This window comes from Parabacteroides sp. AF14-59, from assembly GCF_003479515.1.
GTDB lineage: Bacteria > Bacteroidota > Bacteroidia > Bacteroidales > Tannerellaceae > Parabacteroides > Parabacteroides faecis.
The window spans coordinates 206,840-233,188 of sequence record NZ_QUHH01000009.1 but is presented as its reverse complement, the minus strand read 5'-3'; the positions used below and the strand labels follow the sequence as shown (position 1 = coordinate 233,188).

At 41.0% G+C, this 26,349-nt stretch carries 19 protein-coding genes; 15 read left to right on the top strand and 4 right to left on the bottom strand.

Translation table 11 applies throughout. The features are described from left to right. Positions 1-456: 456 nt before the first annotated feature. The 8 genes from DWW23_RS12345 to DWW23_RS12310 all read left to right on the top strand — a co-directional run bounded on the left by DWW23_RS12345 (position 457) and on the right by DWW23_RS12310 (position 12,968). Positions 457-1,020: an RNA polymerase sigma-70 factor gene (locus tag DWW23_RS12345; RefSeq protein ID WP_122353578.1), complete on the top strand. Its 564-nt coding sequence runs from the start codon at positions 457-459 to the stop codon at positions 1,018-1,020. A gap of 56 nt (positions 1,021-1,076) precedes the next feature. Continuing rightward, a complete protein-coding gene (locus DWW23_RS12340; RefSeq protein ID WP_122353577.1) occupies positions 1,077-2,090 on the top strand; it encodes a FecR family protein in 1,014 nt (337 codons plus the stop codon). Between the two features lie 131 nt (positions 2,091-2,221). Next, the gene (locus tag DWW23_RS12335; RefSeq protein ID WP_122353576.1) at positions 2,222-5,572 is read left to right on the top strand and encodes a TonB-dependent receptor; all 3,351 of its coding nucleotides are present in this window, start codon (positions 2,222-2,224) and stop codon (positions 5,570-5,572) included. A gap of 15 nt (positions 5,573-5,587) precedes the next feature. Next, positions 5,588-7,210 carry a RagB/SusD family nutrient uptake outer membrane protein gene (locus DWW23_RS12330; protein WP_122353575.1) on the top strand — a complete coding sequence of 541 codons (1,623 nt, stop codon included), beginning with the start codon at positions 5,588-5,590 and terminating at the stop codon, positions 7,208-7,210. A gap of 32 nt (positions 7,211-7,242) precedes the next feature. Continuing rightward, the gene (locus DWW23_RS12325) at positions 7,243-8,370 is read left to right on the top strand and encodes a SusE domain-containing protein (protein WP_122353574.1); all 1,128 of its coding nucleotides are present in this window, start codon (positions 7,243-7,245) and stop codon (positions 8,368-8,370) included. Between the two features lie 12 nt (positions 8,371-8,382). Next, complete coding sequence (locus DWW23_RS12320; protein WP_122353573.1) at positions 8,383-9,522, top strand: SusE domain-containing protein; 1,140 nt, start codon at positions 8,383-8,385, stop codon at positions 9,520-9,522. Between the two features lie 99 nt (positions 9,523-9,621). After that, entirely contained in the window at positions 9,622-10,746 is a 1,125-nt protein-coding gene (locus DWW23_RS12315; protein WP_122353572.1) for a glycoside hydrolase family 76 protein, read from the top strand. Between the two features lie 71 nt (positions 10,747-10,817). Next, positions 10,818-12,968 (top strand): GH92 family glycosyl hydrolase, encoded by a 2,151-nt coding sequence (locus DWW23_RS12310; RefSeq protein ID WP_122353571.1) that lies wholly within the window; start codon positions 10,818-10,820, stop codon positions 12,966-12,968. An 82-nt stretch (positions 12,969-13,050) separates the two neighbouring features. Here DWW23_RS12310 and DWW23_RS12305 read toward each other — a convergent pair whose 3' ends face one another. From DWW23_RS12305 to DWW23_RS12295, 3 genes are all read right to left on the bottom strand, one after another. Continuing rightward, positions 13,051-13,740, bottom strand: a complete 690-nt coding sequence (locus tag DWW23_RS12305; RefSeq protein ID WP_122353570.1) for an ATP-binding cassette domain-containing protein — start codon at positions 13,738-13,740, stop codon at positions 13,051-13,053. Continuing rightward, a complete protein-coding gene (locus DWW23_RS12300) occupies positions 13,706-14,674 on the bottom strand; it encodes a hypothetical protein (RefSeq protein WP_122353597.1) in 969 nt (322 codons plus the stop codon). The genes DWW23_RS12305 and DWW23_RS12300 overlap by 35 nt, the downstream gene beginning before the upstream one ends. 306 nt (positions 14,675-14,980) lie before the next feature. Further along, entirely contained in the window at positions 14,981-16,108 is a 1,128-nt protein-coding gene (locus tag DWW23_RS12295; protein ID WP_233564324.1) for a winged helix-turn-helix domain-containing protein, read from the bottom strand. 105 nt (positions 16,109-16,213) lie between these two features. On the opposite strand from DWW23_RS12295, the gene DWW23_RS12290 reads away from it, so the two are divergent. From DWW23_RS12290 to DWW23_RS12265, 6 genes are all read left to right on the top strand, one after another. Then, positions 16,214-16,447 (top strand): NVEALA domain-containing protein, encoded by a 234-nt coding sequence (locus DWW23_RS12290; protein ID WP_122353569.1) that lies wholly within the window; start codon positions 16,214-16,216, stop codon positions 16,445-16,447. A gap of 270 nt (positions 16,448-16,717) precedes the next feature. Beyond that, positions 16,718-17,002, top strand: coding sequence for an NVEALA domain-containing protein (locus DWW23_RS12285; RefSeq protein WP_122353568.1), 285 nt, complete (start codon positions 16,718-16,720; stop codon positions 17,000-17,002). Beyond that, complete coding sequence (locus DWW23_RS12280) at positions 16,975-18,015, top strand: BF3164 family lipoprotein (protein WP_158583179.1); 1,041 nt, start codon at positions 16,975-16,977, stop codon at positions 18,013-18,015. Before DWW23_RS12285 ends, DWW23_RS12280 begins: the two co-directional genes overlap by 28 nt. 198 nt (positions 18,016-18,213) lie before the next feature. Next, positions 18,214-19,239, top strand: a complete 1,026-nt coding sequence (ruvB, locus tag DWW23_RS12275; RefSeq protein WP_122353595.1) for a Holliday junction branch migration DNA helicase RuvB — start codon at positions 18,214-18,216, stop codon at positions 19,237-19,239. A 3-nt stretch (positions 19,240-19,242) separates the two neighbouring features. After that, positions 19,243-20,991: an ATP-binding protein gene (locus DWW23_RS12270; protein ID WP_122353566.1), complete on the top strand. Its 1,749-nt coding sequence runs from the start codon at positions 19,243-19,245 to the stop codon at positions 20,989-20,991. Between the two features lie 207 nt (positions 20,992-21,198). Further along, entirely contained in the window at positions 21,199-22,704 is a 1,506-nt protein-coding gene (locus DWW23_RS12265) for a lipopolysaccharide biosynthesis protein (protein ID WP_122353565.1), read from the top strand. Between the two features lie 10 nt (positions 22,705-22,714). Here the strand turns inward: DWW23_RS12265 and DWW23_RS12260 are convergent, their stop codons facing one another. Continuing rightward, positions 22,715-24,784: a sensor histidine kinase KdpD gene (locus tag DWW23_RS12260; protein WP_187576537.1), complete on the bottom strand. Its 2,070-nt coding sequence runs from the start codon at positions 24,782-24,784 to the stop codon at positions 22,715-22,717. Positions 24,785-24,987: 203 nt separating this feature from the next. Here DWW23_RS12260 and DWW23_RS12255 point away from each other — a divergent pair, with 203 nt between their 5' ends. Continuing rightward, a complete protein-coding gene (locus DWW23_RS12255) occupies positions 24,988-26,346 on the top strand; it encodes a TIGR00341 family protein (protein WP_122353564.1) in 1,359 nt (452 codons plus the stop codon). The last annotated feature ends 3 nt before the right edge of the window (positions 26,347-26,349 follow it).

Genomic DNA, 26,349 nt, shown 5'->3' with positions numbered 1-26,349 from the left:
TATATTTGCACTGTAATTAAATATTGAAGTTAAATATATAAAAAAGAAAAGTAGACAATAATAAATTAGGAAAAGGCTTTGGGCTATATCTTTCAGTTATGTAAAATTAAAGACTGATTATAGTAGTTTTTAATGAATGGATTTGGTTGCTAAGCTTATTTTCCAGGAGACATTTCTACCTTTTTGATACTTTGTATGACTTCTATGCTGTATGCTGACGAATATAGATAGATCTGAATATTATGCCATAGTCTTCTAAGGACTCTGTTGTTTATCTTTGAAAATACTCCTTCCCTGTTATAAAAACATAACATTTCCCTAATTATTTTTTATATTGGGGGAAATAGATTGGATTTTGCAAAGATGAATTGTTCAAAGCAGAAAATACTACTTATTATAAAAACAAATTGCCAATGTTCGTTTTGATTTAAATATTAGCTTCGTATATTTGCCGTTATGCTAACAAAATCTATCAACGAGGAACTATTAGTGAAGGAACTGGTCCAGGGAAGCCAAGATGCTTTTCAGGTGATATTCATGCGCTATTATCCTAAAGTCCGCAATTTTGTATACGGCCTGGTTAAATCGCAACAAGACGCAGAAGATATTACCCAGGAAGTTTTTTCAAAAGTGTGGGTAAACAGGAATATGTTTGCCGATGTCAGGAATTTTGGAGCATATCTGTTTATTCTATCTAAGAATACTACTTTCAATTTTTTGGAATCTCAGCAAATACGTATAGAAAGGTTGAATGAAAAACCTTTTGAGGAAGAAACTTATGATTCACCGGATGAAGATCTGATAGCTAAAGATCTGCAACTCCTGATAGATATGGTGGTTGAGAATATGCCTCCCCAGCGTAAACTGATCTATCAGTTGAGCCGTGAAGCGGGATTATCGAATGCAGAGATCGCGGAGAAATTGGAATTGAGTAAGAAGACGGTAGAGAATCATTTGAATCTAGCGTTAAAAGAGTTGAGAAAAATTTTATTATACCTATTGATACTTTATTTGTGTTAAAAAATTAGGGGTGGATAGCCTAAAAGCAGTCTATATAATATAATCGTAGAAATAGAATGAGTTATATAAAAAAAATAGTTGATTATTTCTTTCATCACGACCTCTCGGAAGAGATGACCTGGAAAGTACATCGACGGCTGATTAAAAAAGAGGATAGACCGGAAGTAGATAGTGCGTTACAGTCGGTTTGGGATACTATAGGATTTCCGGAAATGGATGAGACTTATCCCAAACAGGCCTTTTCACAGTTGAGCAGAAATTTAGGTTTTACAGATCAAAAGAAACCGGTAGGTAAAGCTTTGCGGATCATGCCGTTCTGGGTAAAACTGGCGGCTATATGGCTTTTACCATTAATCATGCTTTCCACATCTCTATATCTTTATTGGGAAGCGACCCATGTGAAAGATGCCTTGGCGAATGTTTCACTGATAGAACATTTTGTACCTGCAGGGAAACGTGAGCAGGTTGTCCTTCCCGACAGTAGCCGTGTTTGGCTGAATTCCGGTAGTGTATTGATATATCCTTCTACTTTTGTGGGAGAGAGACGTGAGGTTTATCTGTCGGGTGAAGGTTATTTCGAGGTAGAGAAGAATGTGGAACAGCCTTTTATTGTTAAAGCCCGGACACTGAATGTCGAAGTATTGGGTACCCGGTTCAATCTTTTCGCTTATCCGGAAATCGACCGGATAGCAACTACTCTTGAAGAAGGATCTGTACAGGTGCGTTTACAGGATGAAGAGGAAAAAACATATCATCTGGTGCCTGATGAACAACTCTTATATTATATTGAATCCGGAGATGTAGATGTGAAAAAGGTTGTTTCTGCCGATTATTCCGATTGGCGTGAAGGAGGTCTGCTGTTTGATAACTATTCTTTTAAAGATATTATCCGTATCCTGCAGCGTACATACGGGTTGAATATACATTTGCAGACATCGGCTTATAATGAGAATCTGCTGACGGTTCATTTTAATAAGAATGAGTCTGTCGAAAATATATTTATGCTTCTGAAAGAGCTTATCCCGGGCTTGGAGTATAAAATTGACGGGAAAAATATTTATCTGAGATAAGTTCATTAAAAAAAAATCACATGTAATTTGAAAAAGTTTTACGATTGATTGGGTGCAACGTTTTTTTCATCTGTCATTATAGATGAGTTCGCACTCAAATCGGTGCAATTGTTTAACTATTTTAATTACATATGAAGAACAAACACAAATCCAGACGAATTGGAACCTATTGTCTGAGTTTTTTGATTGCAGGTTGCCTGCAAATCAATGCGCAGAAGGTGTCCTTTAATGAAGGTACTGTTTCTTTAAAAGAAGCATTCCAGAAGATTGAAGCTTCATCCAAGTACAAAATTGCCTATAATGGCACCCAGTTGGATGTAAACAAAAAAGTCGAGCTTAATCAAAACAATGTGGAAGTATTGGATGTATTGAGCCAGGTGCTGGCTGGTACAGGCTATACTTATTCGGTAAAAGGTGACTATCTGGTTATTACCTCTCCTTCCCAGAATGCGGTTAATCAGAAGGTAAAGAATGTAAAAGGTGTTATTGTCGATGAAACGGGCGAACCTGTTATCGGCGCAAACGTCGTTGTTGCGGGAACAACAAATGGTACGGTTACTGATTTTAACGGTAATTTTACATTGGAAGTTCCTGAAAACGGCACACTGGATATTTCTTTCATCGGTTATCTGACTCAATCGATATCCCTGAAAGGGAAAAGTGATTTCCGTATTACGTTGAAGGAAGATACCCAGAAACTGGATGAGGTGGTAGTTGTCGGTTATGGTACCCGTTCCCGTAAAAGTATCACCGGTTCTGTAGACCAGGTAAACAGCGAGATCTTTGAGAATCGTCCTGTAACCAATGCTACCCAGGCTTTACAGGGTGCTTCTGCTAACCTTATCATTCAGAGCAAGAATGCGAATCCGAACGACAACAGTATGAACATCAACATCCGTGGTGTCAGTACGATGGGTAACAATGACCCGCTGATCGTTATCGACGGATTGGTATCGAGCTCATCGACTCTGAACAACCTGAACCCGAACGATATCGATAACGTATCCGTCCTGAAAGATGCAGGTAGTGCAGCTATCTATGGTTCCCGTTCTGCAAATGGCGTTATCCTGGTAACGACTAAAAAAGGCTCCAAAGGCAGCAAACCCGTTGTCGCGTTTAATGGACAGGTCGGCATTCAGGACCCGCATATTTTATTCTCTCCGGTTGAAGGCTGGCAGAATGCCATGTTGAGAAACCAGGCAAATATGAATGTGGGCAGTGCACCTCAGTTCACACCTACCCAGATCCGTGATCTGTATGATCATCGTAATGAAGAAGAATGGCTATATGACCAAATCGTTAAATCCGGCCTTCAGCAAAACTATAACATCAATGTATCCGGAGGTAGTGAGAATACCACTTATATGGTATCAGCCAGCTACTATAACCAGGAGAGTAACTTCCAGGGTAGCTTCGGAATGGAACGTTATAACTTCCGTAGTAACCTGAGTACCGAGTATGGCCGTTTTAAACTGACGTCATTGATGGCTTACAACCGTCGTAAAGACAGAACGGTAGCCGGTGGTACAGGAAATACGATCATCAACTCGTCTCGTGTTCCTTCTTACTATTATTATAAGTTTATGGAAGGTGACAAATATCTGGTTAATGATATAGTCGGCGACGATAATCCACTGGCATTACTGCAGGACGGTGGTTATGAAAAGAAAGACGAAGACAACTTCATCGGAAGTATGAACCTTGACTTCAAGATCATCGACGGCTTGAAAGCTACCGGTTTGGTTGGTCTGGACCTGACTCAGCATCACCGTTATCGCCGTGACAAGAAAGTGCCGTTGTATTCTTCTGCCGACCTGGAAAATCCGGTACTGTATATGCACTCCAATACAATGACTGAAGATTATAACGAAAAACGTTATACGTTAAGTACACAGTTCTTATTGGATTTCAACCGTACGTTTAACAGTGTTCATAATGTAAACGCCTTGTTCGGTGTATCAAACGAATCTTATACAAAACAGGCAAGCCGCATCGCCTGGGAATATACGGATGAAGACCTGGGTTTACCGACAACAGACGAATCCGTTCAGAATAAAGATAACAAGAACTCGAATAACGATACGGACCAGACAAGTATTACTTCCATATTCGGTCGTGTAGGTTATAATTATATGGACAGATATTACGGAGACGTATCTTTCCGTTATGACGGTTCTTCAAAATTTGCCAAAGATCAGCGCTGGGGTTTCTTCCCTTCATTCTCTGCCGGTTGGCGTCTTTCTGAAGAGGCCTTTATGGATACTTATAAGAGTAATATCGGTGATTTGAAACTGAGAGCATCTTATGGTGTGCTGGGTAATCAGAATGTAGACAATTATTCTTACCAGACTGTTTACCAGATGAACAACAACGGTTATGTATTCAATGGCATATCTGTTCCGGGAACCAGCTATACAGACGGTAATGCATTCCTGACATGGGAAAAATCGGCCAACTTCAATATTGGTGCCGATGCAACTTTCCTGAATGGTAATTTATTCTTATCTGTAGATTATTTTGATAAGAAAACCTCTAATATATTGTTAACTCCTGAAGTATCCTCTATCTATGGCGGTTCTGCTGCTAAAGAGAATGCCGGAGAAATGAAGAACAGAGGTTGGGAAGTAACGATCAATTATAAATTGAATTCAGGCGATTTCCATCATAACTTCAATTTCAACATTTCCGACTCAAAGAATAAAGTAACAGATTTCGGTGGAAAAGAACGTATCGACCAGAACGACCAGTTGTATAAACTGATCCGTGAAGGCGAGCCTTTAGGTTCATATTTCGGTTACAAAACAGATGGATTGTTCCAGAGTTATGACGAGATTGCAAATAGCTCACTGCCGGTAGGAGCTTCCGTACAACCTGGTGATGTGAAATACGTTGACCAGAATGAAGATGGCGTTATCGACGAAAAAGACCGTGTAATATTGGGTAATGCATTCCCTCGTTATACATTCGGTTTTACTTACAACATGACATGGAAGGGATTCGACCTGAACGTGATGCTGCAAGGTGTGGGTAAACGTTCTATGTATTTGCGCGGTGAGTTGATAGAACCATTCCATTCAAACTATTCATATTGTATTTACGAACATCAGTTGGACTTCTGGACTCCGACAAATCCGGATGCTCGATGGCCTCGTCTGGTTGCCCCGGGTTCTTCCTCTTCTACGAACAACTGGGGTATGGCCGGTTCTGATATTTATTTGTTGAATGCTGCCTACTTGCGTGTAAAGAACATCCAGATCGGATATACTTTACCGAAGGCATTGACTCAGAAGTTTGGGGTGCAGAAATTACGTGTCAGTGTAAATACTGAAAATCCGCTGACATTTACCAAGAACTCATTCATCGATCCGGAATCTTCTGAATTCGGTAGCGATATGGGTGGTATCGGCGGTATCGGAGCGAACAGCGGACGTAACTACCCGACACTGACTTATTATGGATTTGGTTTGGATATAGAATTTTAAGACATAGACTTTGTTATGAAAATGAATATTTTAAAATATTGGCCAAGTATGGCATGCGCCATACTTGCATCATTTGTATCTTGTAATGATTTGGATCTGGCTCCTACCAATAAGTTTACGGATTTGAACTATTGGACTTCCGAAGCAAAGGCTTCTTCGGTGCTGAGCATGGCTTACAGCCAAATGATGAGTTCCGGTTATTTCTTTGCAGATGAACGTTTATCAGATAACTTATACGAAGGACGTGGTAGCACGGATGAAAAACTGATCACTTCCGGTCAGGCAAATGCCGCTTTGGGACGTTTCTCTGAGGACTGGAAAAAATGTTATGAAGGTATCAAAACTTGCCATACATTCCTGGAGAACGTAGACCGTGTCCCCAACATGGATGAGACATTGAAAAACAGAATGAAGGCAGAATCGCGTTTTATTCGTGCGATGTTGTTCTTCCGTCTGGCCAATAACTATGGCGATGTTCCCCTGTTCGACTATACATTGACGATCGAGGAGGCCAATACGATCGCCCGTTCGCCGAAAGCAGATGTTATCAAGTTTGTCCGTGACGAACTGAATGACATTGTCGGCACATTACCGACGAAGCAGGAATATGCTGCAAACGATAATGGCCGAATCACTAAAGGCGCTGCTATGACTTTACTGGCACGTACCTATTTATATGAAAACGACTGGCAAAATGTATCGTCTATTTGTGAGAAAATAATAAATGGCGAATACGGTGAATATGCTTTATTCTCAAGCTATGGAGGTTTATTCCTGCCGGAAAACGAATATAACAGCGAAGTGATTCTGGATATGGGTTATCTGTTGAATCTGAGAACCTGGAGCGAAATGTACGATGGGATTCCCCTGTCGGTGGGCGGACGTGTAAACGGTTTCGCACCGACTCAGGAGCTGGTTGACGATTATATCATGAAAAATGGACGGTCGATCAATGAAAGTGGTTCCGGTTATAAAGAAGACGATCCCTATACAAACCGGGATCCGAGATTACAGGCTACTATCGTTTACCATGGCTACCAATGGACGGATGGTAACGGTAAAACGTCTACGATTTATATCAAACCGGGTTCTTCTGAAGATGCGGGAGCCGCTAACCTGGATGAATATATCGGTCCGGGACAGAACTCGACAGCAACAGGATATTATCTTCGTAAATGGTTCGATCCGACAGCTCCGGCTGGTTTGGCTTCCGGTTTAAACCTGATCCTGATGCGTTATGCGGACGTTCTATTGATGTATGCCGAAGCAAAAACAGAACTGGGTGAAATGAATGAAACTGTTTGGAACAAGACGATCCGTCCGATTCGCGAACGTGCCGGTTTCACAGATGCTTCTGCTTTGAATTACCCGGCTTCGGGCGATATGCAGACTATTGTACGCCGCGAACGTCGTTGTGAATTGGCTATCGAGGGTACGAGACTATACGATATCCGTCGTTGGAAAACGATCGAAACCGCACTGAACGGTAATCCTCACGGAGCTAAATTTGCAGCAGGCAATACACAGTATATCCAGTTGGATAAGAGATCTTTCAATAAAGATAGAGATTATCTGTTCGCTATTCCGCAGTCACAACGGGATATCAACAAGAATCTGACTCAGAATCCCGGATATTGATCAAAAGTTTTAATTCCAAAAAATCTAGAGATATGAAAATTGTATCTATCAAATATATTATGCTGTTCGCTTTTGCTCTGGTCTTTGCGGCATGTAGCAGTGACGGGGAAGTGAGGCATTTGGGCGTGACTGCCGTTAAAGCGTTATATGAACCGGATAATGGGAAAGCCGTTGTCCTGCAAGCATCAGCTTCGGCTTCATTGTATTTTGAATGGGAACCGTCGTTGGCGGAAGATGGTGGTGCCGTGTTGTATGAAGTTGTTTTCGATAAGGCGGATGGTGATTTTTCCGATCCCGTGTCTATAGTTACAGCTGATAATAATGGCGGAACTAATCATGCAACGATTACACATAAACAGTTGAACCAGATCGCTGCTTCGGCAGGGATCGGATCGGCTGAAGAAGGAACTCTGAAATGGACGGTATATGCCTCCAAAGGTATTAATCCGGTCAAGGCAGAAGAAGAACGTACGCTGACGCTTACCCGTTTGGCAGGATTCGCAGAAGTCCCGAGCCAGTTGTATATCACCGGTGAAGCAACAGAAGTAGGGGCTGACCTGGAGAATGCCATGATAATGAAAAAGGTGGCTGACGGTGAATTTGAGATTTTCATGAAACTAACGGAAGGCAAGTCCTTTAAGTTTGTCAGTGCCAATACCGGTACTCCGGCTGAATACTCGCTGAATGGTGAAAAACTGGTAGAAGGCGGTAGTACAACAGCAACCAAGACCGGTATCTATAAATATTATATTGATTTTAATGCCGGATCGTTTACTTCGAAAGAAGTGACTAAAGTGAAATGGTTCCTGAACTGGTCACAGAAAGAGATAGAACTGGATTACCAGGGTCTGGGTGTCTGGGCTATCAGTAACTATACAGTAACAGGCCTGACGGATAGCGATAATTCGGACGACCGTTATAAGTTCAGAATGGAAAGCTCCGAAGGAGAAACCGAATGGAGAGCTGCCATCAACAATGATAGTAAGCCGACCGGTAACGATGAGTATTACTACATGGCTGAAAAGACGAATGTAGAACAGTGGACAAACAACGAAGTCTGGAAGAGTCCGGCTACCGATGGTTGGAGTGATAAGGCGTATGATGTTACATTCTCTTTGAATACGCAAGGTGAATATACTCATAATTTAGTAATCAAATAAAAAGGAAGAATTATGAAAGCGATATTTATAAAACTGATGTTCGTTACCTCTGCGGTGCTGGCCTTTATGGGATGTAATGATAATATGGGGGAGACGGATAACCGTTTGGCAAGTGTAAGCACATTGCTTGAACCGGCAGATGGAAAATCCGTTGTTTTGGAACCCTCTGCATCAGCCAGTGTTTATTTTGAATGGCAGACACCGAGTGTGGAAGAAACAGGTACTGCTCTTTATCAGATTGCTTTTGATAAGGCAGACGGTAATTTTTCACAACCGGTATATGTGATGTATTCCAATAATAACGGATTTGGCAATTATGTTTCCGTTACGCATAAGCAATTGAACCAGATTGCGGGCAAGGTCGGTATAAAACCGTCCGATACGGGTACATTCAAGTGGACCGTACTTTCTTCAAAAGGTTTGCATAGCATGAAAGCCGGAGTTGAAAATAAGATCACGGTGACCCGCCTGGCCGGTTTCGAAGATGTTCCGATCGATGTATATGTGACCGGAGAGGCCTCTGAAGGTGGCGCTGACCTGGCAAAAGCACATAAAATGAAAGCAATTGCCAGTGGTGAATTTGAAGTGTATACAAAACTGACAGCAGGTAAACCTTTCTATTTCACAGACGCAAAGACCGGCACTCCGAGAGAGTTCTATACAACTGACGGAATGGTGAAAGAGAACGGTACGGCAACGGTTGCCAAAGACGGTATTTACCGTATTACATTAGACTTTAATACCGGTGCCTGCACTTATACACTGGTAAACAAAGTCAGCTTCTATTTCTGTCCGGATGGTGAATCTCTGTTCGAACTGCCTTACGCAGGCTATGGTGTATTCCAGGCTAAGGAAACAGTTACTTTCAAAGAAGAAAGCTGGGGTAAGGACGAACGTTATAAGTTCAGAATGACTATCCAGGAAAATGGCGGAGCCGATGCGGAGAAAGAAGTCGAATGGGGTACATTGAACCAGACAGACGCTCGTCCGACGGCAAGCAGTCCGGAGTCTTATTATTACCTGCAATTGTTTACCGAAGTATCCCAGTGGGATAACAAGTGGAAGTTGATGGGAGACTTTGACGGTGTTCCGGCTACTTATACACTGTATCTGACAGCCGATCAGCCTTATACGCATACGATTGTTAAATAGTTTACTATAAGATTTGGTAAGAAGAACCCGGAATTGTATATTTCGGAAAATTTGACCTGATTCCGGGTTCTTCTTTTTTTAACAGCTAAAAATAATGTCATGAAGAATATATTCCTTTTCCTGTTACTCCCTTTTTTACTTGGAGCTTGTGGCGATGATGATAATACTCCGAACGTACCGGATGAAAATGATAGTATTAATTGGTATGCCGCTGCCGATAGCAGTACGACGGCATTGATAAATTCATTCTGGAATGCGGGAGAGAAGTATTTTAATACCGATAACAATGGAAATATGACATTCCAGTATTGGCCCCAGGCACATGCACTGGATGTGCTGACAGACGCCTATTTGCGTACGCAAGATGCGAAATATAAAACCTATTTCGACCAATGGTTTGAAGGCGTGAAGATCAAGAACGGTAATTCGTTCCGGAATGACTATTACGATGATATGGAGTGGAATGCGCTGGCTATTCTTCGTGCATACCAGGCAACCAAAGAACAAAAATATAAAGATGCCGCATTGCAAATCTGGGATTATATCAAAGTAGGTTGGAATGAGAATGCAGGTGGAGGTATCAGTTGGGTAAAAGGGCAGGAGTATAGTAAAAATGCCTGTTCAAACGGTCCGGCTTGCATCCTGGCAGCCCGTCTGTACCGTGAATTCGGGGATGAAACGTATAAGGAATGGGCACTCAAGATATATAACTGGGAAAAAAGTACATTATTCAATAGCAACAACGGAATGGTGTACGATAATATAAACAGCAATACCGGAGAAATACAGAAAAGTTGGATATTTACTTACAATGAAGGAACATTTATCGGATCGGCCGTTGAATTATATAAGATATTGGGAGAAAAAGCCTATCTGAACGATGCCGTTTTGGCTGCTGATTATACGATCAGTACACTGGTGAGCAATTCTATTCTGAAAGATGAAGGAACAGGTGACGGAGGATTGTTCAAAGGTATTTTTATTCGTTATTTCACAGATCTTATCCAGCAGGACCGCCTGGATGCAGGTGCTAAACGGCGTTATACACAATTCCTGAAAACAAATGCAGAAACATTATGGACGCAGGGGACCAATAAATCAAATGTATTATTCGGTACTTACTGGCGGACTGCCCCGGGAGCGTCTACAGGATTAACCGAGCAACTGAGTGGTTGTATGTTGATCGAAGCGGCTGCGTTACTGGAGGATCTGGATATATTATAAGTGTTTTTTAATCTCAGACAGATATAGTTTTTAATTCTTGATCATTATCATATTCTAATAATTAATTTAGTATGAAAAACTCTTTTTTTGTAGGCTTATTATCATTGACCTTGATGATAAGTTGCCAACCGGGTAAGCAGCAGCTCACGAATTATGTGAATCCTTTTTTAGGGACAGCAACGTTGTGGGAAACGAAAGACCTGGGGTATGAACGTCATTTGAAGACAAGGACCTGGGGGGCTGAAGTCTTTCCCGGTTCTTCTGTTCCGAATGCGATGGTCCAGTTGAGTCCGGTGACCCAATTCCGGAGCGGAGCCGGTTACCAGTATGAAGATACGGTTATTTACGGCTTCTCGCATACCAATAAAGGACATTGGAACCTGCTGCATCTTCCTATCCTTCCGGTAACAGGGAATGTATCTTCCGATGATTATGCCTCAAAATACAGCCATACGAACGAATCGGCTCATCCGGGCTATTACCAGGTATTCCTGGAAAGATACGGGGTCAATGCCGAGCTGACTTCCACACTTCGTTGTGCTTATCATAAATATACTTTCCGACCGGACGACGATAAGAAAGTCTTGGTGGATATCACGCGGACAAACAATGGAGTAAGAGACTGGAGCATTCAGAAGGTCGACGATCATACTTTTTCCGGTAATCAGGATGCCGAGGGTAATATACGTTTCTATGCTGTTTCCAATTATAAGATCCAGGATATCAAACAGGTGAAAGACGGTGAACATGAAGTTTCGGTTGTTAGTTTTGCCGATAGTAAAGGAAGCGAACCGCTGGAGTTGAAGATCGGTTTTTCTTTCGTAAGTATCGACAACGCAAAGATGAACCTGGAACAGGAAATGAAAGAGAAAAGCTTTGCACAGGTTCGGAAGGAAGCAGACAAGACCTGGGAGAATTTGTTATCCAAAATAGAAGTGACCGGCGGAACGGAACGTGAGAAAGGCATTTTCTATTCCTGTCTGTATCGTTCGTTCTTATGGCCCGTTTTGCGAAGCGACGTGAACGGGGAATATACGGATGCTAAAGGCAATGTGGTAAATAATGGTTTCCGTTATTATACCGATCCGTCATTCTGGGATGATTATCGTAATAAGTTGATTTTATTGGGAATGATCTCGCCGGATGTAACGACAGACGTGATCAAATCCATTACAGATAAAGGTGAAAAGCGGAATGGCTATATGCCGACCTTCTTCCACGGAGACCATGCCTCTGTATTTGTTGCCGGTAACTATTTACGCGGATTGAAGGATTTCGATCTGAACCGGGCCTATAAACTGTTGGTGAATAACGCAACTGTTCCGGGAAAAGGCGGCAGGCCGTATCTGGATGAATACATCGAACAGGGATGGATTGCAGAAAAGGATACGACGAATGTTCCGACCTGGGATGAATATAAAGCAGCGGTAACAAAGACTGTCGAGTATGCATACGATGATTATGCGACTGCTTTGTTGGCTAAGGAGTTGGGAGATGAAAGTACTTATAAAACGTTGATGGAACGCTCCGGTAATTATAAGAACCTGTTCGATCCGGGTACAGGTTTCTGGCGCGGAAAGATTGCCGATGGCAGCTGGATCAAGGATTTCGATCCTTATTATCCTTATTATGCTTATATGTATCGTGAAGCCAATGCCTGGCAGTCACTGTTTTTTGCTCCCCACGATCCGAAAGGTATGATTGCCCTTTATCCCAGTGAAAAAGCTGTCGAACAGAAACTGGATTCACTGTTTACAGAACCGTGGAGAAATTATGAAGCTCACAATTTAACCGGTTTCATCGGAAATTATTGCCACGGCAACCAACCCGGACACAGCATTCCTTATACTTATTATTTCATCGATAAACAGGAAAAGGCACAGTGTATGCTGGATAGTATCATGAATCATTATTATGATATGGGTAAGGACAAACTGGCTTATTCCGGAATGGATGATGCTGGTGAGATGTCTTCCTGGTATGTATTCAATGCCATTGGCTTATATACCTATTCTCCGGCTGACCCGGAATATATCGTGACCGTACCTTTGTTCGACCAGGTAAAATTCACCTTAGGCGATAATACTCAGTTCACGATCGTAAAGAAAGGCAACGGGCGGAAGATTACGGATATTTCTTATGACGGTCAGAAAATCGATGGCTGGTTTATCCCGCATGCCCTGTTGAAACAGGGGAAACAATTGACAGTCACTACTGAATAATAAAAGATCAAGTGTTTTCTATTGCGATCGGCCCGGGTTTACTTAAATCCGGGCTGATTTGTATCAGTACGTGAATAAAGGATCAGATAAGCTTCTTTATTTGATCGGAAGCCTGGTCCTCTATAGTTGAATAGAGGAGTTTTTGGAGCATTCCGAACTGTTCTCTGGAGTAACTGTGGCCAATTATCCCGTGATCGATATGATGGATCTGATCGCAACTGGATGTCAATGTCTCGAAAACATGTGAAGTAACCAATACCGTTTTACCTCCTTCCCGGAGTTGTTGCAGGATAAGGGTGAGGATATGGGCACTTTCCAGATCCAGGCCGTTGAACGGTTCATCCAGGACTACGATCGGTTTATCTGGCTTAAGAACGCCCAGCAAGGCTAGTTTCTTTCTCATCCCGGTCGAATAGTTTTCCGTAATATCGTCTAACGGAAGATGAAAAAGTTGTTGCCAGCTATCTGTTTCAAAACCGTTCTTTCCTGCCGGGAAAAGATTCAGGTATTCCCGTCCTGTCATATAAGGGTAAAAGTAATTCTCGGCTTCCAGGTAGGCAATATCCCGTCTTTTCAGAGTTCTTTCATTGTAGCAGATCGAACCTTCGGAAGGGCGGATGAAAGCATACAGCGTATTCAGCAAGGTTGTCTTCCCGGCGCCGTTCAGACCGACCAGGCCGTGTATTTTCCCCGATTCCATCGATAGGTCGATCCCTTTCAGTATGGGAGATCCTTTTTTATATTCTACTTGCAGATTCCGGATTGTAAGCATATAAATAAGTTGTTAGATTCCGGCAGGCGGCCAGATAGTATTTGATCAGAAAAAACAGAACTACCGGCGAAAAAACCGGAAGGAAAATGCTTATTACAGCTGTTGTAATGGGAACTTGCCCTCCCGTAATCTTTGTATTCGGCAGATAATGGGCATATTTGTTTACAATGAATAACGCTATATTCAGGGATACTCCTACCAGAAAGGTAAGGATAAGCCACCAATGCTGCGGATATAAAAGCATGTATATCGCACAAACCGGAATTATCGCGTATATGGATAATTTCAGATAGAGGAGTAGTTTCCTGTGCAGAAACTTGTTGGCAGGTCGTTCCTGCGCGCAAAGTATCTGTACCGGCTCTGAGAATCTGAAAATATCGGACAATACGACCGTGAAGAACCAGAGTGATGCCAGAGAGGCAAAAGGCAGTAACAGGCCGATCCAGGCACTCAGATAGAGAATCAGTAATAAGCCGCCGTATTGCCGGATCCCGGCCCGTAATTCGAAGGCTTCTGCCGGTATCCATCCAGGAGCTTCCATTCCCTTTTTTGTCCGGTGAAAAGGCTGTTTTATGAAACTGATTCCTATGCATCCGGCTATGATTGCCAGCGATATATACCAGAATGAATTTACCAGCAGGATAATAAGGATCGGTAAGGATAATAAGAAATAATCCATGCTGAATACTTTCCAGCCATTCTCTTCCGTAAGAAAGATGAATCTATAGTCTTTCCTTCGCAGCTGGAGTAAAGACAGAAGTGCCAGCAGGATGGCTGCTATGATCAGGCTCCCTTTTAAATCCTTCGTAAATTGATACAGTGCAATTCCGGGTATAAGCAAGAGTCCTACCATCACGACCAGATAGATAACCGGAATTTCACGAATAAACTTTCCCGACTGCCGGAGACGGAAACGTAGGAATGCGCTGTTCATAAATGTTCAATTAACGTTCCCGGCAAATGTAGGGAATTTTATTCATTGATTGTTGTATTCCCCGGGCATTATCCCTATCTTTCGCTCACCAAAAGATCCCTTTTATTATCAATACTCATTCCTGTCTTTTCTATTAAATATACGGTAAATTTTAGCGGCCGATAATTATCAGCCGTATGGTTCATAATTATCAGCCGAACGGTTGACAATTGTCGGCCAATCGGTTGATGGTTATCAACCGCTGATTTCCCGCCGGGGAAATTTGAATTAGTACGGGTAGTAACGGCAAATGCATCAGGTGGAAAATTATGATTGGCAGGGAGCAGGCAGTCCGTTTCCCTTAAAGATAAGTTTGTAGCTATCCTTAAATTCGTATTGGATATGTAGCTCCTGGTTTTTTAATGTGTTATTTAAACGTGATATAGCTTGATGGATTGTATTCTCTTCTACCTTACAATCTTTCCAGACCAGGTTGCATAAGTCATTTATTGAGCAAGTGTTTTCCGGAGCATTGCAAAAAGCAGCTAACAATTGTTGCTGCTGGAGGGTTAATTTTACGATTTTTTCTCGGTATCGTAACGTTTTTGTATCTTTCTCAAAAACAAGATTGGGTGAGATTATGTGAATGTCTGAATCTTTTTTGTACGCTTCTAGTTGTTTGAATATTGCTAATTCATTTTTCTTTTGAGTTAATTCTTCTTGTAGCGTCTTTTCTCTTTTGACGTAGCCCTCGACAAGAACCGGCATTTTTTTTCTGAGATTGTACCAGGCGCATCCTATGGATAATGTGAATAGGAACCAGCCCAATAATGCAATCCAGTATAAAATCGGTATGCGTCTGATTAATGTCACTCGGGGTATTTTTATATAAGCTCTCAAACTTATACCTATGGAGCTAACCAAATAGGGTTCTGTAAATAATGGAATAAAAGAGGCTGTATTGTAATGAGTACAGGTATTGTTCTTTTTATTGATTGTATCGGTCAGACAAATGGCTGTAGCTATGTGTATATTTTCCTCGCTTAGTTTTTGTTGAAAGAGAGTATCCAGTCGGTAGACGTTAATGGGATTTTTGACGGCCAAAACGGATTGGAGGAAATCAGTCATTTTTTCGTCTAATGACAAGTCCTGTTGTCTGGGTGTTTTTATTTCTATCGTTTCCGACTTGAAGATGCAGCTATCTGAATATGTTTTAGCCGATGGCATAGTTACGGCAGTCACTTTTTCAGTTAGTATTTGCGATCTGTTTTGAAAGTCTTCTTTGACTGTTTCTTTAAACAACATAACGGACTTTTCCTGGATATGTCCTTCTTCAATTTGATGGAACGAAGAGATATGCAAAAGGATAAGAATTAGCAAAGCAATAGGAATCGCATAAATAATGCTAGATATTGTAATTGCGGTGAAAAGGTGTTTTTTGTTAGTGTTCTTCATAAATGTCATTGTTTGTCAGTGCCTTTATTTTAAATGTCAGCGAATGTCAGCATGTATTCAAAAATGATTTATTTCATTTGCAAAGTAAACGAAACAAAGTGATATATGAAAAAGAATACTTGGAAAATGTTGCTGATAGCAATTGCTGGAATCGTAATGGTTATATTAGGTTTATCTGGAGTAACTTCGAGTCAGGGAGAACAGATATCCGATTTGATGTTAGAGAATATAGAGGCATTGGCTGGTGGAGAAGATAGTACTACTGTTTTTTGTTATGGTGAGGGTAGCCTGCCTTGCCCGGATGGAACGAAGGTGGAGTTTGTAGAGTATTTGAGATGATCACTAAATACAAAATGACTCTAACTATTTAAAAGCAAATTGTATTTGTGCAATGATGATAAAAAAAGAATATTAATTCGGTTGGAAAAAAAGGAGTTTACCCACCGGCCGGTCAAGCAAGTAAAGGTAAACTCCGGAGCTCCCTCCTAAAAAAGAAAGAGAGGTGTGTATGAAAATTTAGTGTAATCAGGCTTTAAACAAAATATTTGCTGAAATGTTTTCGGTAAAGGTAAGAATTAAATTATTTGTTAACTTAGATTTTAAGGAAAGATGAGAACAAAATTGATTATAGGATTTATTGCTGTAGCTGTAATTGCTTTGGCTGGTTGGAATATCAACAAAAGTCAGAATGAAGTTTTCGTTTCGGAGTTGGCTTTGGCTAATGTTGAGGCATTGGCCGGTGGGGAAATAGTAATAGAATGTGATAATTCAAGTATGGCTATCAGATGTCAAAAAACATGTTTATCTTGCGGGACTGTTTGGACTGCAATAGGAGGATATGGGCTTTCTGGTAAAATGAAAGGAGAATGCAAATGCGGAGCACTTTACTATTAATAAAAGTTACCACCATTATTATGGTGGTTTCTTTCTTATCATGTCAGAATAAGAGAGAAATATATGAGGCACCTGATTTTCCAATTGAAAAAAGGTTGACATCTCATATTATTACTGATAGTGCATTAATTGCTTATTCGTATGGGATGTGTGTAGATGATCAAAATATCTATATACTTTCTTTAGTGGATAATAATTGGATACAGGCTTATGACAAACAGACAGGGATGTTGGCTGGAAGCGGCGTAAGGCAAGGACAAGGACCAGGTGAGGTGGTAATGGGAATTTCTTTTTATTTTGATAGGGAAAGTCATTTATTTAATGTCTATGACCAAAGTCAGATGCGAATGAATACGTATCGTTTTGACAGGGAGAAGCAATCTTTTTTATTTGTAGACAGTAAATCTTTTAGTGACTATAAAGGTGTTGTTCGTCGGGCGTGGCCTTTGGAGAAAGAAGCATATCTCATTGATGGACAATTAGGTAAGGATACTGTAGGGTTGAAGCGATTTCAGCTTTTTTCAAAAGGGGATATTTTGTCAGAATATAACCGTTTCCCTGTTTCAGAAACTGAAAAGAATCCGGTTTTTATAACGGCTTCAGCTTCACTTTCACCAGATAAGAGAAAAATGGCTGTTGGAACTTTATTTGGTGGTATATTGGAGTTTTTTCAATTATCCGATGATATAAATATTTCTTCCACACGTTATTTCTATCCTCTTGAGGTTAATTTTAGTGGTGGTTCATTGCTCCCTACAGATCAAACTGTATATGGATTTTCAGCTTTGTGTGCAACAGATGATTTATTATATAGTGTGTTAATCGCCGATAAGGATCCGAATCAGTTTAATAAGATTTGTTCTTTTGATTGGAAAGGAAATGAAATTGCTAAATATCAGACAGATTGTCTTGTTTTTAATCTTTGTGCATCTGATACCGACACCAATAGATTATATGCAATAGCCATTTCTCAGGAGAAAGGTTTTTATTTAGTTCGTTTTGATTTGGAATAACTAATTTGAAAATCGGAAATAGCTGTCGTAATAACCTTATGCTCTATTCTTGTTTGGTCAGGAAAAATGTTTCTCTATGTTACCAAGTCTTTGAAGTTGATAGCTCTTTCTGAAGATAGACTGTTGTGCGTTATGAACAGGAGCCGGACAGTGTAAAGCAAATATATTTATTATCTTTGCAAGGCAATGAGCAAAGATATGGAAGACGATTTTGATATAAGAGATACACGTGTGCCGGAAAGTGAACGGGAGTACGAAAATGCACTCCGGCCACTTTCTTTTCACGATTTCAGCGGACAGGCCAAGGTGGTCGAGAACCTGAAGATTTTTGTGATGGCGGCCCGTATGCGCAAAGAAGCATTGGATCATGTGTTGCTGCATGGCCCTCCCGGACTTGGTAAAACTACGTTGTCGAATATTATAGCCAATGAGCTGGGAGTCGGTTTTAAAGTGACTTCCGGTCCGGTGTTGGATAAACCCGGCGATTTGGCAGGTGTGCTGACCTCACTGGAAAAGGATGATGTCCTTTTTATAGATGAGATTCACCGTCTGAGTCCGATCGTGGAAGAATATCTGTATTCGGCTATGGAGGATTACCGGATCGATATTATGATTGATAAAGGGCCGAGCGCCCGTTCTATCCAGATAGACCTGGCTCCTTTTACGCTGGTCGGTGCAACCACCCGTAGCGGTTTGCTGACCAGTCCGTTGCGTGCCCGTTTCGGGATCAATATGCACCTGGAATATTATGAGATGGAGACATTGACGAAGATCATACTTCGTAGTGCAGATATCCTGAATGTGAAATGTGAACTGAGCGCAGCGCGTGAGATCGCTTCACGCAGTCGTGGTACTCCCCGTATTGCCAATGCGTTGTTACGCCGTGTACGTGACTTTGCACAGGTGAAAGGTTCCGGCGAAATAGACAAGGCTATATCCTGTTATGCGTTGGAGGCATTAAATATCGACCGTTATGGCCTGGATCAGATCGATAATAAGTTACTGACAACAATTATAGATAAATTCAACGGAGGTCCGGTCGGCCTGACCACTATCGCTACGGCTTTAGGCGAAGATCCCGGAACACTGGAAGAAGTATATGAACCTTTCCTGATCAAAGAAGGATTTATCAAACGTACACCGCGGGGCCGTGAAGTAACGGAACTGGCTTATACCCACCTGGGACGTAAAAGGGGCGAAGAACAAGGGTTTTTATTTGACTGAGTCATGTTTACAATAGAGCAACTGAAACAATTAAAAGAGTCTGAAGATCACGTTGAGTTTAAAAAGGGTGAAGGGGGAAATATTGCTTATAATGGCGGTAGTAGAACAATACCTTCAGAACGGCGGCGTTGTATTTTAGGCTATGTCACGGCTTTATGTAATGAAGGAGGCGGGTCCTTAGTGATAGGAATGCATGATAAATACCCGCATAAGGTAATCGGGACTAAACAGTGCGAGGGTGAACTGGGAGATTTGGAAGCAAAAATTTATCGTGATACATCTATTCGTACGACAGTGTACGAACGTCATGAGGAAGGTAAGCGAGTTTTGGTCATAGATGTCCCTGCGAGACCGGCCGGGAGAGTTTTTAAGTTTGAAGATGTCACGTTAATGCGTGTCGGAGAAGAACTTAAACCGATGTCGGATGAGGTCCTTTTAAAAATTTTGCAAGAACAGGAACCGGATTTCTCTCAACAAATATGTGAAAAACTTACTTTCTCAGATTTGGATTTGAAGGCTTTGGAGGTAATGAAGGAGAAATATGCGTTGAAACAGAAGAATTCTCGATTTCGTACACTTTCTGATCGGCAAATTTTGGTTGATTTGGAGCTATTGAGAGATGGAAAGTTAACAAATGCAGCTCTTATCTTATTGGGGAAGGAAGAGGCTATTAAAAACTATTTACCTCAATGCGCCATTATGTTGGAGTATCGTAATACAGAGTCACAAATTCATTTTGATAATCGTTATTCTTTTCGTAAAGCTTTTTTCCTTTTGATCGATGAACTATGGCAAATAATCGATTTGAGAAATGGAAGTGTACCAATTCAGGAAGGTGCCTACATTTTTAATATTCCTTTTTTCAATGAAGAAGTTATTCGTGAATCTGTAAATAATGCGATAGCTCATCGTGATTATAGGAGAAATGGAGAAATTATAATAAAACAATATCCTAAACGGTTGGATATTGTTAATCCGGGGAGCTTTCCACTAGGGGTAACCATTGATAATTTATTGACAGTGCCGAGTACACCTAGAAATCGTTTATTAGCAGAAGTATTACAAAAAACAGGGATTGTCGAACGATCGGGACAAGGTATCGATAAAATATTTTATAATACACTTGCTGAAGGGAAAACGATTCCTGATTATTCAAAAACAGATTATTTCAATGTTTATTTAAGTATTTCATCTGTTGTTGAAGATCAAGCTTTTGCTTTATTTATTGAATCTGTTCAATCTACTTTGTCTGATGATAAGAAACTCTCGGTTTTTGAAATTGTAACACTTGAACAAATAAGGCGTGGAGTCGATAAAAAAAGACTGGATACTCAGTCCGTACAATCGTTACTCCAGCGAAAACTTATAGAGAAGAAAGGACGTACAAGTGGTATTTACTATCTTTTATCCAAAGAATATTACGTGTTTACTGACCAGCAGGCTGAATATGTAAAGCTTACAGATTGGGATGAGGATCAGGCGTTTAACGTTGTCAGATCTTATTTGGAAAAATATGGAAAGATAAAGATGGGAGATATAGTTTGTTTGTTTGAAGGGAGACTAACAAGAAAACAGACCCGTAAAATAGTGGATAAATTGTTGGAACGTAGATTGTTAAAAGCCGAGGGTAAAGCTAAGGGAGCTTATTACATACTTAGTCCGGCATATGAGGAGAATGTTAAGATTCTGCAGAAAGCGATGAATATCGGGTTAAATGAAATGATAAAGAAAACTCCGTCTTCAAAAAGATAATAATTTGAAAGGGCCAGAAAAGGGCCAGAAAAGGGCCAGAAAAATGGATTCTCAGCTTTTTTCTTGTATAAAGTGGTTTAATAAATGGCTTGATTTTAAGTAGTTGGCTTATTTTTATGTATTGAATATTGAAAGGGCCAGAAATTTTTTCGAATGAGGAAGAATTATTCGATAGATTAGGGCTTGTTTTATAAATAAATATGGATTATGGCTGGAGGAATGAAGCGGCTCGCAGGAGAGACTGCGATTTATGGTGTTAGTAGTATTGTAGGGAAATTCCTGAATTGGATGCTCGTGCCGATGTATACGCGTGTGCTGGCAACGGAAAGTGATTATGGAATCGTAACCAATTTGTATGCTTGGACAGCATTGCTGATGGTTATTCTTACTTATGGAATGGAAACGGGATTTTTCCGTTTTATGAATAAGAAAGAAATTACGCTTCCAATGCGGGTTTACGCTACTACATTATTCAGTATCGCTTTTACTTCTGTGCTGTTTGTTGTTTTGATATTCAGTGCGTTGACTCCGATCAGTAATTCTTTGGGGTATGGTGCGAATCCGGAATTTGTCGGAATGATGTCGGGGATTGTGGCAGTCGATGCTTTTTGTTGCATACCGTTTGCTTTTCTCCGGTATCAGGGAAAAGCGGTTCGCTTTGCTTCTATCAAATTGTTTAATATTTTTCTGAATATTGTTTTAGTACTTTTCTTCCTGATAGCTTGTCCATGGCTTTATACTCATGCCCCTGTATTGGTTGATTGGTTTTATATTCCGGATTATCAGGTGGGATATATTTTTGTTGCGAATGTAATAACGTCTCTTGTCACACTTGTGCTGTTGTTTCCCGATATGATCCCGGGTTTACGGGAAAAAGCGAGTTTCGTTTTACTCAAACGGATGCTTGCTTATTCTTTTCCGATCCTGATTTTGGGAATTGCTGGTATTTTTAATCAGACAGCGGATAAAATATTATTTCCTTTCTTATTCGAAGATAAGGAGATGGCCAATACCCAATTGGGAATATATGGTGCCTGTTTTAAAATAGCAGTTGTATTGGTTATGTTTACACAGGCGTTTCGGTATGCTTACGAGCCATTTATTTTTGCAAAGAATAAGGATGATGACAGTAAAAAGTCATATTCGGAGGCGATGAAGTATTTTATTATATTCGCTCTGCTTATTTTTCTGGCTGTGATGTTTTATATCGATATATTTAAACATATCGTCCCTGTTTCCTATTATCCCGGATTACGTGTTGTGCCTATCGTTATGTTGGGTGAATTGTTCTTCGGAATTTATTTTAATCTTTCATTCTGGTACAAATTGATCGATCAGACACGGTGGGGAGCTTATTTCTCGACGATCGGATGTGCCGCTACAATTCTGATCATTGTATTCTTTGCTCCTGTATACGGATATATGGCTTGTGCATGGGCTTCTTTTGCGAGCAATCTGATAATGATGCTTCTTTCATATCTTATCGGGCAGAAGAAATTCCCGATACAATACGATCTTAAATCTGCAGTTATCTACTCCGTTTTAGCGGCCGTTTTCTATCTGGCAGGCATGTTGCCGACGATCGAATCGGAACTTTTGCGTTTGGGATACCGTACTTTGCTGCTTTGCCTGTTTGTCGGCATCGTAATAAGACGCGATTTACCATTGCAGGAATTGCCTTACGTAGGGCGTTATTTTGCTAAAAAGAAATAATCCCGGTCGCTTATTCCGGTTTGAGAGGAAGTGTCAGGACAATGCGTAAACCGGCTGAATAATCCGGATCGACGTAAATCTTTCCTTTCATGCGGTGTGCTATCTGCCGGCAGAGGTATAAGCCCAATCCGGAACCCGGAACGAAATCGTCTGCTTTGGTGAACCGTTCGAATATCCATTCACGCTTGTCGGAAGAGATACCGCAACCGGTGTCTGTGATATGGATAACCATTTGGTTTTGTTCCTCTTCTGCTTTGTAAGAGAGGATAATATTCCCCTTTTTAGTGAATTTGTTCGCATTATTCAACAGATGGGACAGGATGAGGCTGAAATGGTTCGCATTCGTGTAGGCGATGTCTTTTTCCCGGTCGCCTTCGATCCGGTATTCGATATCCGCTTTCCCGTTGAGCCTTTTCAATTGTTCCATTTCGCAGGAGCACAGCAGGTGGATATTGACCGGCGATAATGATAGCTCTTCTTTGTTGCTATCCAGCTGGGCGATTTCGAGTACGCTGTTCATCATGGAAGTGATGTGATTGCAATTCTCGAAAATAATCTTGCTGAATTCCTGTTTTTCTTCGGCTGTAATATCTTCTTCCGTGATCAGGTCGGCAAATCCGTTGATCGCATTCAAAGGTGTACGGACTTCATGGCACATGTTTTTAATGAAGGCATTTTTCATACGTTCGCTTTCCTGTGCTTTTTCACTGGCAAGGATCACCTGGTGGTTAGATTCCTGTAGTTTTATATATAAAGCGTTGATCTTCCATAAACGGAAAGCGACAAAAATAGCTGAACTGACTGCCAGAATGAATAAAGACAGGAACATATACAACTGATTCCGGCTCTTTTGCAAATCGACCTCCAATGCTTTCTTTTCGATGACTAATTCATCTACCCGTTTTTTGATTTCCAGATCTTCCAGCTTTTCGTTCATATTCTTGAGCCGCGTGGAATCCAGCAATACGGTATACTCCTTTTGAGCCTCGTAAGCATCTTTATAAAGATGGAGGCTATCGAGCATATCTATTTTATCTTTCAGTGTCGATATGATGTGATCGGATAAATCGATTTTAAAGTCGGCCGTGCGGAAATAATGCATGACGGAATCGCAATACTCCGTGGCTTTCAGGAGCCTGTCTGTTGTCCGGTAATAATTGAGAGAAGTGAAGAGACGGTCGTATTCAGCAGAAAAAGCGGCATCTTCGGGATACTTCATATTCAATTCCGTAAAATGCTGGTAATAGGACGTCGCCATATCTCTTCCGAATGTTCTGGCGGAGCAAGCCAGGCTGGAATAGGCGTTGAGTAGATGCCGTTTGGTTACATAAGGACGTTTCTTCATCTCTTTTGTCTCTGCATATTCCTTTTGCATATTCAGATAGCGGAGAGCATATTTGGCCTGGTCTGCCTGATCGAGCGAATAGAGTGTCAGGATATTGAACGAATTCAGGCGGAACAGATACGAGTATTGCAGCGGTATATTTTCAGACAGGCTGATTACTTCTTTAAAGCGTGCACAGATATCGTTATGCTGATTTTCTTCGTTTCCCGGTTCGACACGGTTGCTGTAAGCCATACCTAACAGGTAATTGATGGACATTTTCTCCAGTGGCGACAGGTCTTTATCGGTTTCCAGTTTAAGCTGATACTGTTCTATCAGTTTCTTCCTGTCTTCTCCTTCCGTATAAAATACCACCCGTACATCGATGATCGTTTGCATATAAGTGATCAGAAAATCGCGGGCTTTTCCTGTCAGTTCACGTTTCGCCTCGCCCATGTAGACATCGGTACTGTCTTTGATATCGTTGTTGACATAGAAACGGAGGATTTCGGTGAGGGCTGCTTCCTTATAATAATCGTTATTTTCGGCAATGGCTTCTTTATAAAGTTCTTTTGCATAATCGACCTGCTCCTGCTGGCGGGAAATATCCATGAGGTTTGTCAGTATCTCCAACTTTTCCCTGCCGGAAGTCGCTGATTTTAAGCCAGCACTTAAGACTTCTTTGGTAGCGGGATTGTTGGCTACTGCAAACAAAACATAACCGAACAGATATATAAGAATTAAACAGCGTTTCATTATTTATTTGAACATTTAGGTGGATTCCTGTTGCGGATTCTATTGTTTTCTCGCAAAGTTAATTGAAAATCAACAATTCTTTTAATTTTAAACAACTTATTCTTGTTCACACTTCTTATTTTTTATTTCGATATACAATTTCTATCTTTGCACGATTAAGGTGAGGCTATTAGTCGGAGTATTTATCAATACAAGTTAGTGGGATGGAAAAAGGAGTGTTACACAAGCAAATACGAGACTTCTTTGTTCGTAATTTTGACGTCCGCCAAGAGAAGGAAGATGAACTTGAAACGGTTGAGTCTATAAAGAAAGGTATTGAATTTAAAGGTACTAATCTTTGGGTTTTAATCTTTGCAACATTTGTCGCTTCATTGGGTTTGAATACAAACTCTACAGCGGTGATTATCGGTGCGATGTTGATCTCTCCGCTGATGGGGCCTATTATGGGGTTCGGTCTCGGATTGGGGATCTATGATTTTGATCTGATCAAACGTTCTTTCCGTAATTTTTTGACGGCTACTATCTTCAGTGTGATCACTTCGACCTTGTTCTTTCTCATCTCGCCTATCAGTGAAGCACAAAGTGAATTGTTAGCGCGTACGCAACCGACCGTCTATGATGTTCTGATTGCATTCTTCGGTGGATTGGCGGGAATCGTTGCCAGTTCGACGAAAAGTAAGGGAAATGTAATTCCGGGTGTGGCTATTGCAACGGCTTTGATGCCTCCGCTTTGTACGGCTGGTTTCGGGTTGGCGAGTGGCAATCTGTATTATTTCTTCGGTGCTTTTTATCTTTATTTCATCAATACGGTATTTATCAGTCTGGCTACTTTCATGGTTGTCCGGGTTTTGAAATATCCTAAAAAGGTCTTTCTGGATAAGCAACGTGAGAAAGTGGTGACGCGCTATGTCGGTGTGATCGTATTTTTCACGATCGTTCCCAGCCTTTTCCTGAGTTATAACCTGATCCGTTCCAGTTACTTCAATGACCGGGTTGCCAATTTTGTGTCGGAAGAACTGACGTTTCCGAATACGCAGATATTGAGCAAGACGGTAACGAATACCAGTGAAATGCAAGAGGTGAAGGTCGTATTGATCGGAGAGAATATACCGGATCCGATGATTGAAATAGCACGGAGCAGACTCCGTAAATATGGATTGAAAGACGTTTCGCTGGTTGTCCAGCAAGGTTTTGGTCAGGAGGCTACAGATATTAATCAGCTGAAGAGCATGCTGATGCAGGATTTGTATAAGAATAGCGAAGAGGTTCTCCGTGTGCAATCCATACAGATCGATTCGTTGAAACGGACGGTCGATCGTTATAAAAGTGCTTCACGTATTACATCCGAATTGATTCCGGAAATGAAAGTATTGTTCCCGGCAGTTCTCGAGGCATCCTGTTCAAATACCTATATTATGACTACCGACAGTATGAAACAGGATACCGTCATGTTGGTTTACCTGAAAAGTAAAGAGCGTATCAATGAAAAAGAGCAACAAAAGATCCGTGAATGGTTGGAGGCTCGCGTAAACGAAAAGAATATCAAATTACTAATTGAATAAATA

Coding starts and splice junctions, on each gene's coding strand:
- DWW23_RS12345 (WP_122353578.1), top strand. CDS start 457: ATGCTAACAAAATCTATCAACGAGGAACTATTAGTGAAGGAACTGGTC.
- DWW23_RS12340 (WP_122353577.1), top strand. CDS start 1,077: ATGAGTTATATAAAAAAAATAGTTGATTATTTCTTTCATCACGACCTC.
- DWW23_RS12335 (WP_122353576.1), top strand. CDS start 2,222: ATGAAGAACAAACACAAATCCAGACGAATTGGAACCTATTGTCTGAGT.
- DWW23_RS12330 (WP_122353575.1), top strand. CDS start 5,588: ATGAAAATGAATATTTTAAAATATTGGCCAAGTATGGCATGCGCCATA.
- DWW23_RS12325 (WP_122353574.1), top strand. CDS start 7,243: ATGAAAATTGTATCTATCAAATATATTATGCTGTTCGCTTTTGCTCTG.
- DWW23_RS12320 (WP_122353573.1), top strand. CDS start 8,383: ATGAAAGCGATATTTATAAAACTGATGTTCGTTACCTCTGCGGTGCTG.
- DWW23_RS12315 (WP_122353572.1), top strand. CDS start 9,622: ATGAAGAATATATTCCTTTTCCTGTTACTCCCTTTTTTACTTGGAGCT.
- DWW23_RS12310 (WP_122353571.1), top strand. CDS start 10,818: ATGAAAAACTCTTTTTTTGTAGGCTTATTATCATTGACCTTGATGATA.
- DWW23_RS12305 (WP_122353570.1), bottom strand. CDS start 13,740: ATGCTTACAATCCGGAATCTGCAAGTAGAATATAAAAAAGGATCTCCC.
- DWW23_RS12300 (WP_122353597.1), bottom strand. CDS start 14,674: ATGAACAGCGCATTCCTACGTTTCCGTCTCCGGCAGTCGGGAAAGTTT.
- DWW23_RS12295 (WP_233564324.1), bottom strand. CDS start 16,108: ATGAAGAACACTAACAAAAAACACCTTTTCACCGCAATTACAATATCT.
- DWW23_RS12290 (WP_122353569.1), top strand. CDS start 16,214: ATGAAAAAGAATACTTGGAAAATGTTGCTGATAGCAATTGCTGGAATC.
- DWW23_RS12285 (WP_122353568.1), top strand. CDS start 16,718: ATGAGAACAAAATTGATTATAGGATTTATTGCTGTAGCTGTAATTGCT.
- DWW23_RS12280 (WP_158583179.1), top strand. CDS start 16,975: ATGCAAATGCGGAGCACTTTACTATTAATAAAAGTTACCACCATTATT.
- ruvB (WP_122353595.1), top strand. CDS start 18,214: ATGGAAGACGATTTTGATATAAGAGATACACGTGTGCCGGAAAGTGAA.
- DWW23_RS12270 (WP_122353566.1), top strand. CDS start 19,243: ATGTTTACAATAGAGCAACTGAAACAATTAAAAGAGTCTGAAGATCAC.
- DWW23_RS12265 (WP_122353565.1), top strand. CDS start 21,199: ATGGCTGGAGGAATGAAGCGGCTCGCAGGAGAGACTGCGATTTATGGT.
- DWW23_RS12260 (WP_187576537.1), bottom strand. CDS start 24,784: ATGAAACGCTGTTTAATTCTTATATATCTGTTCGGTTATGTTTTGTTT.
- DWW23_RS12255 (WP_122353564.1), top strand. CDS start 24,988: ATGGAAAAAGGAGTGTTACACAAGCAAATACGAGACTTCTTTGTTCGT.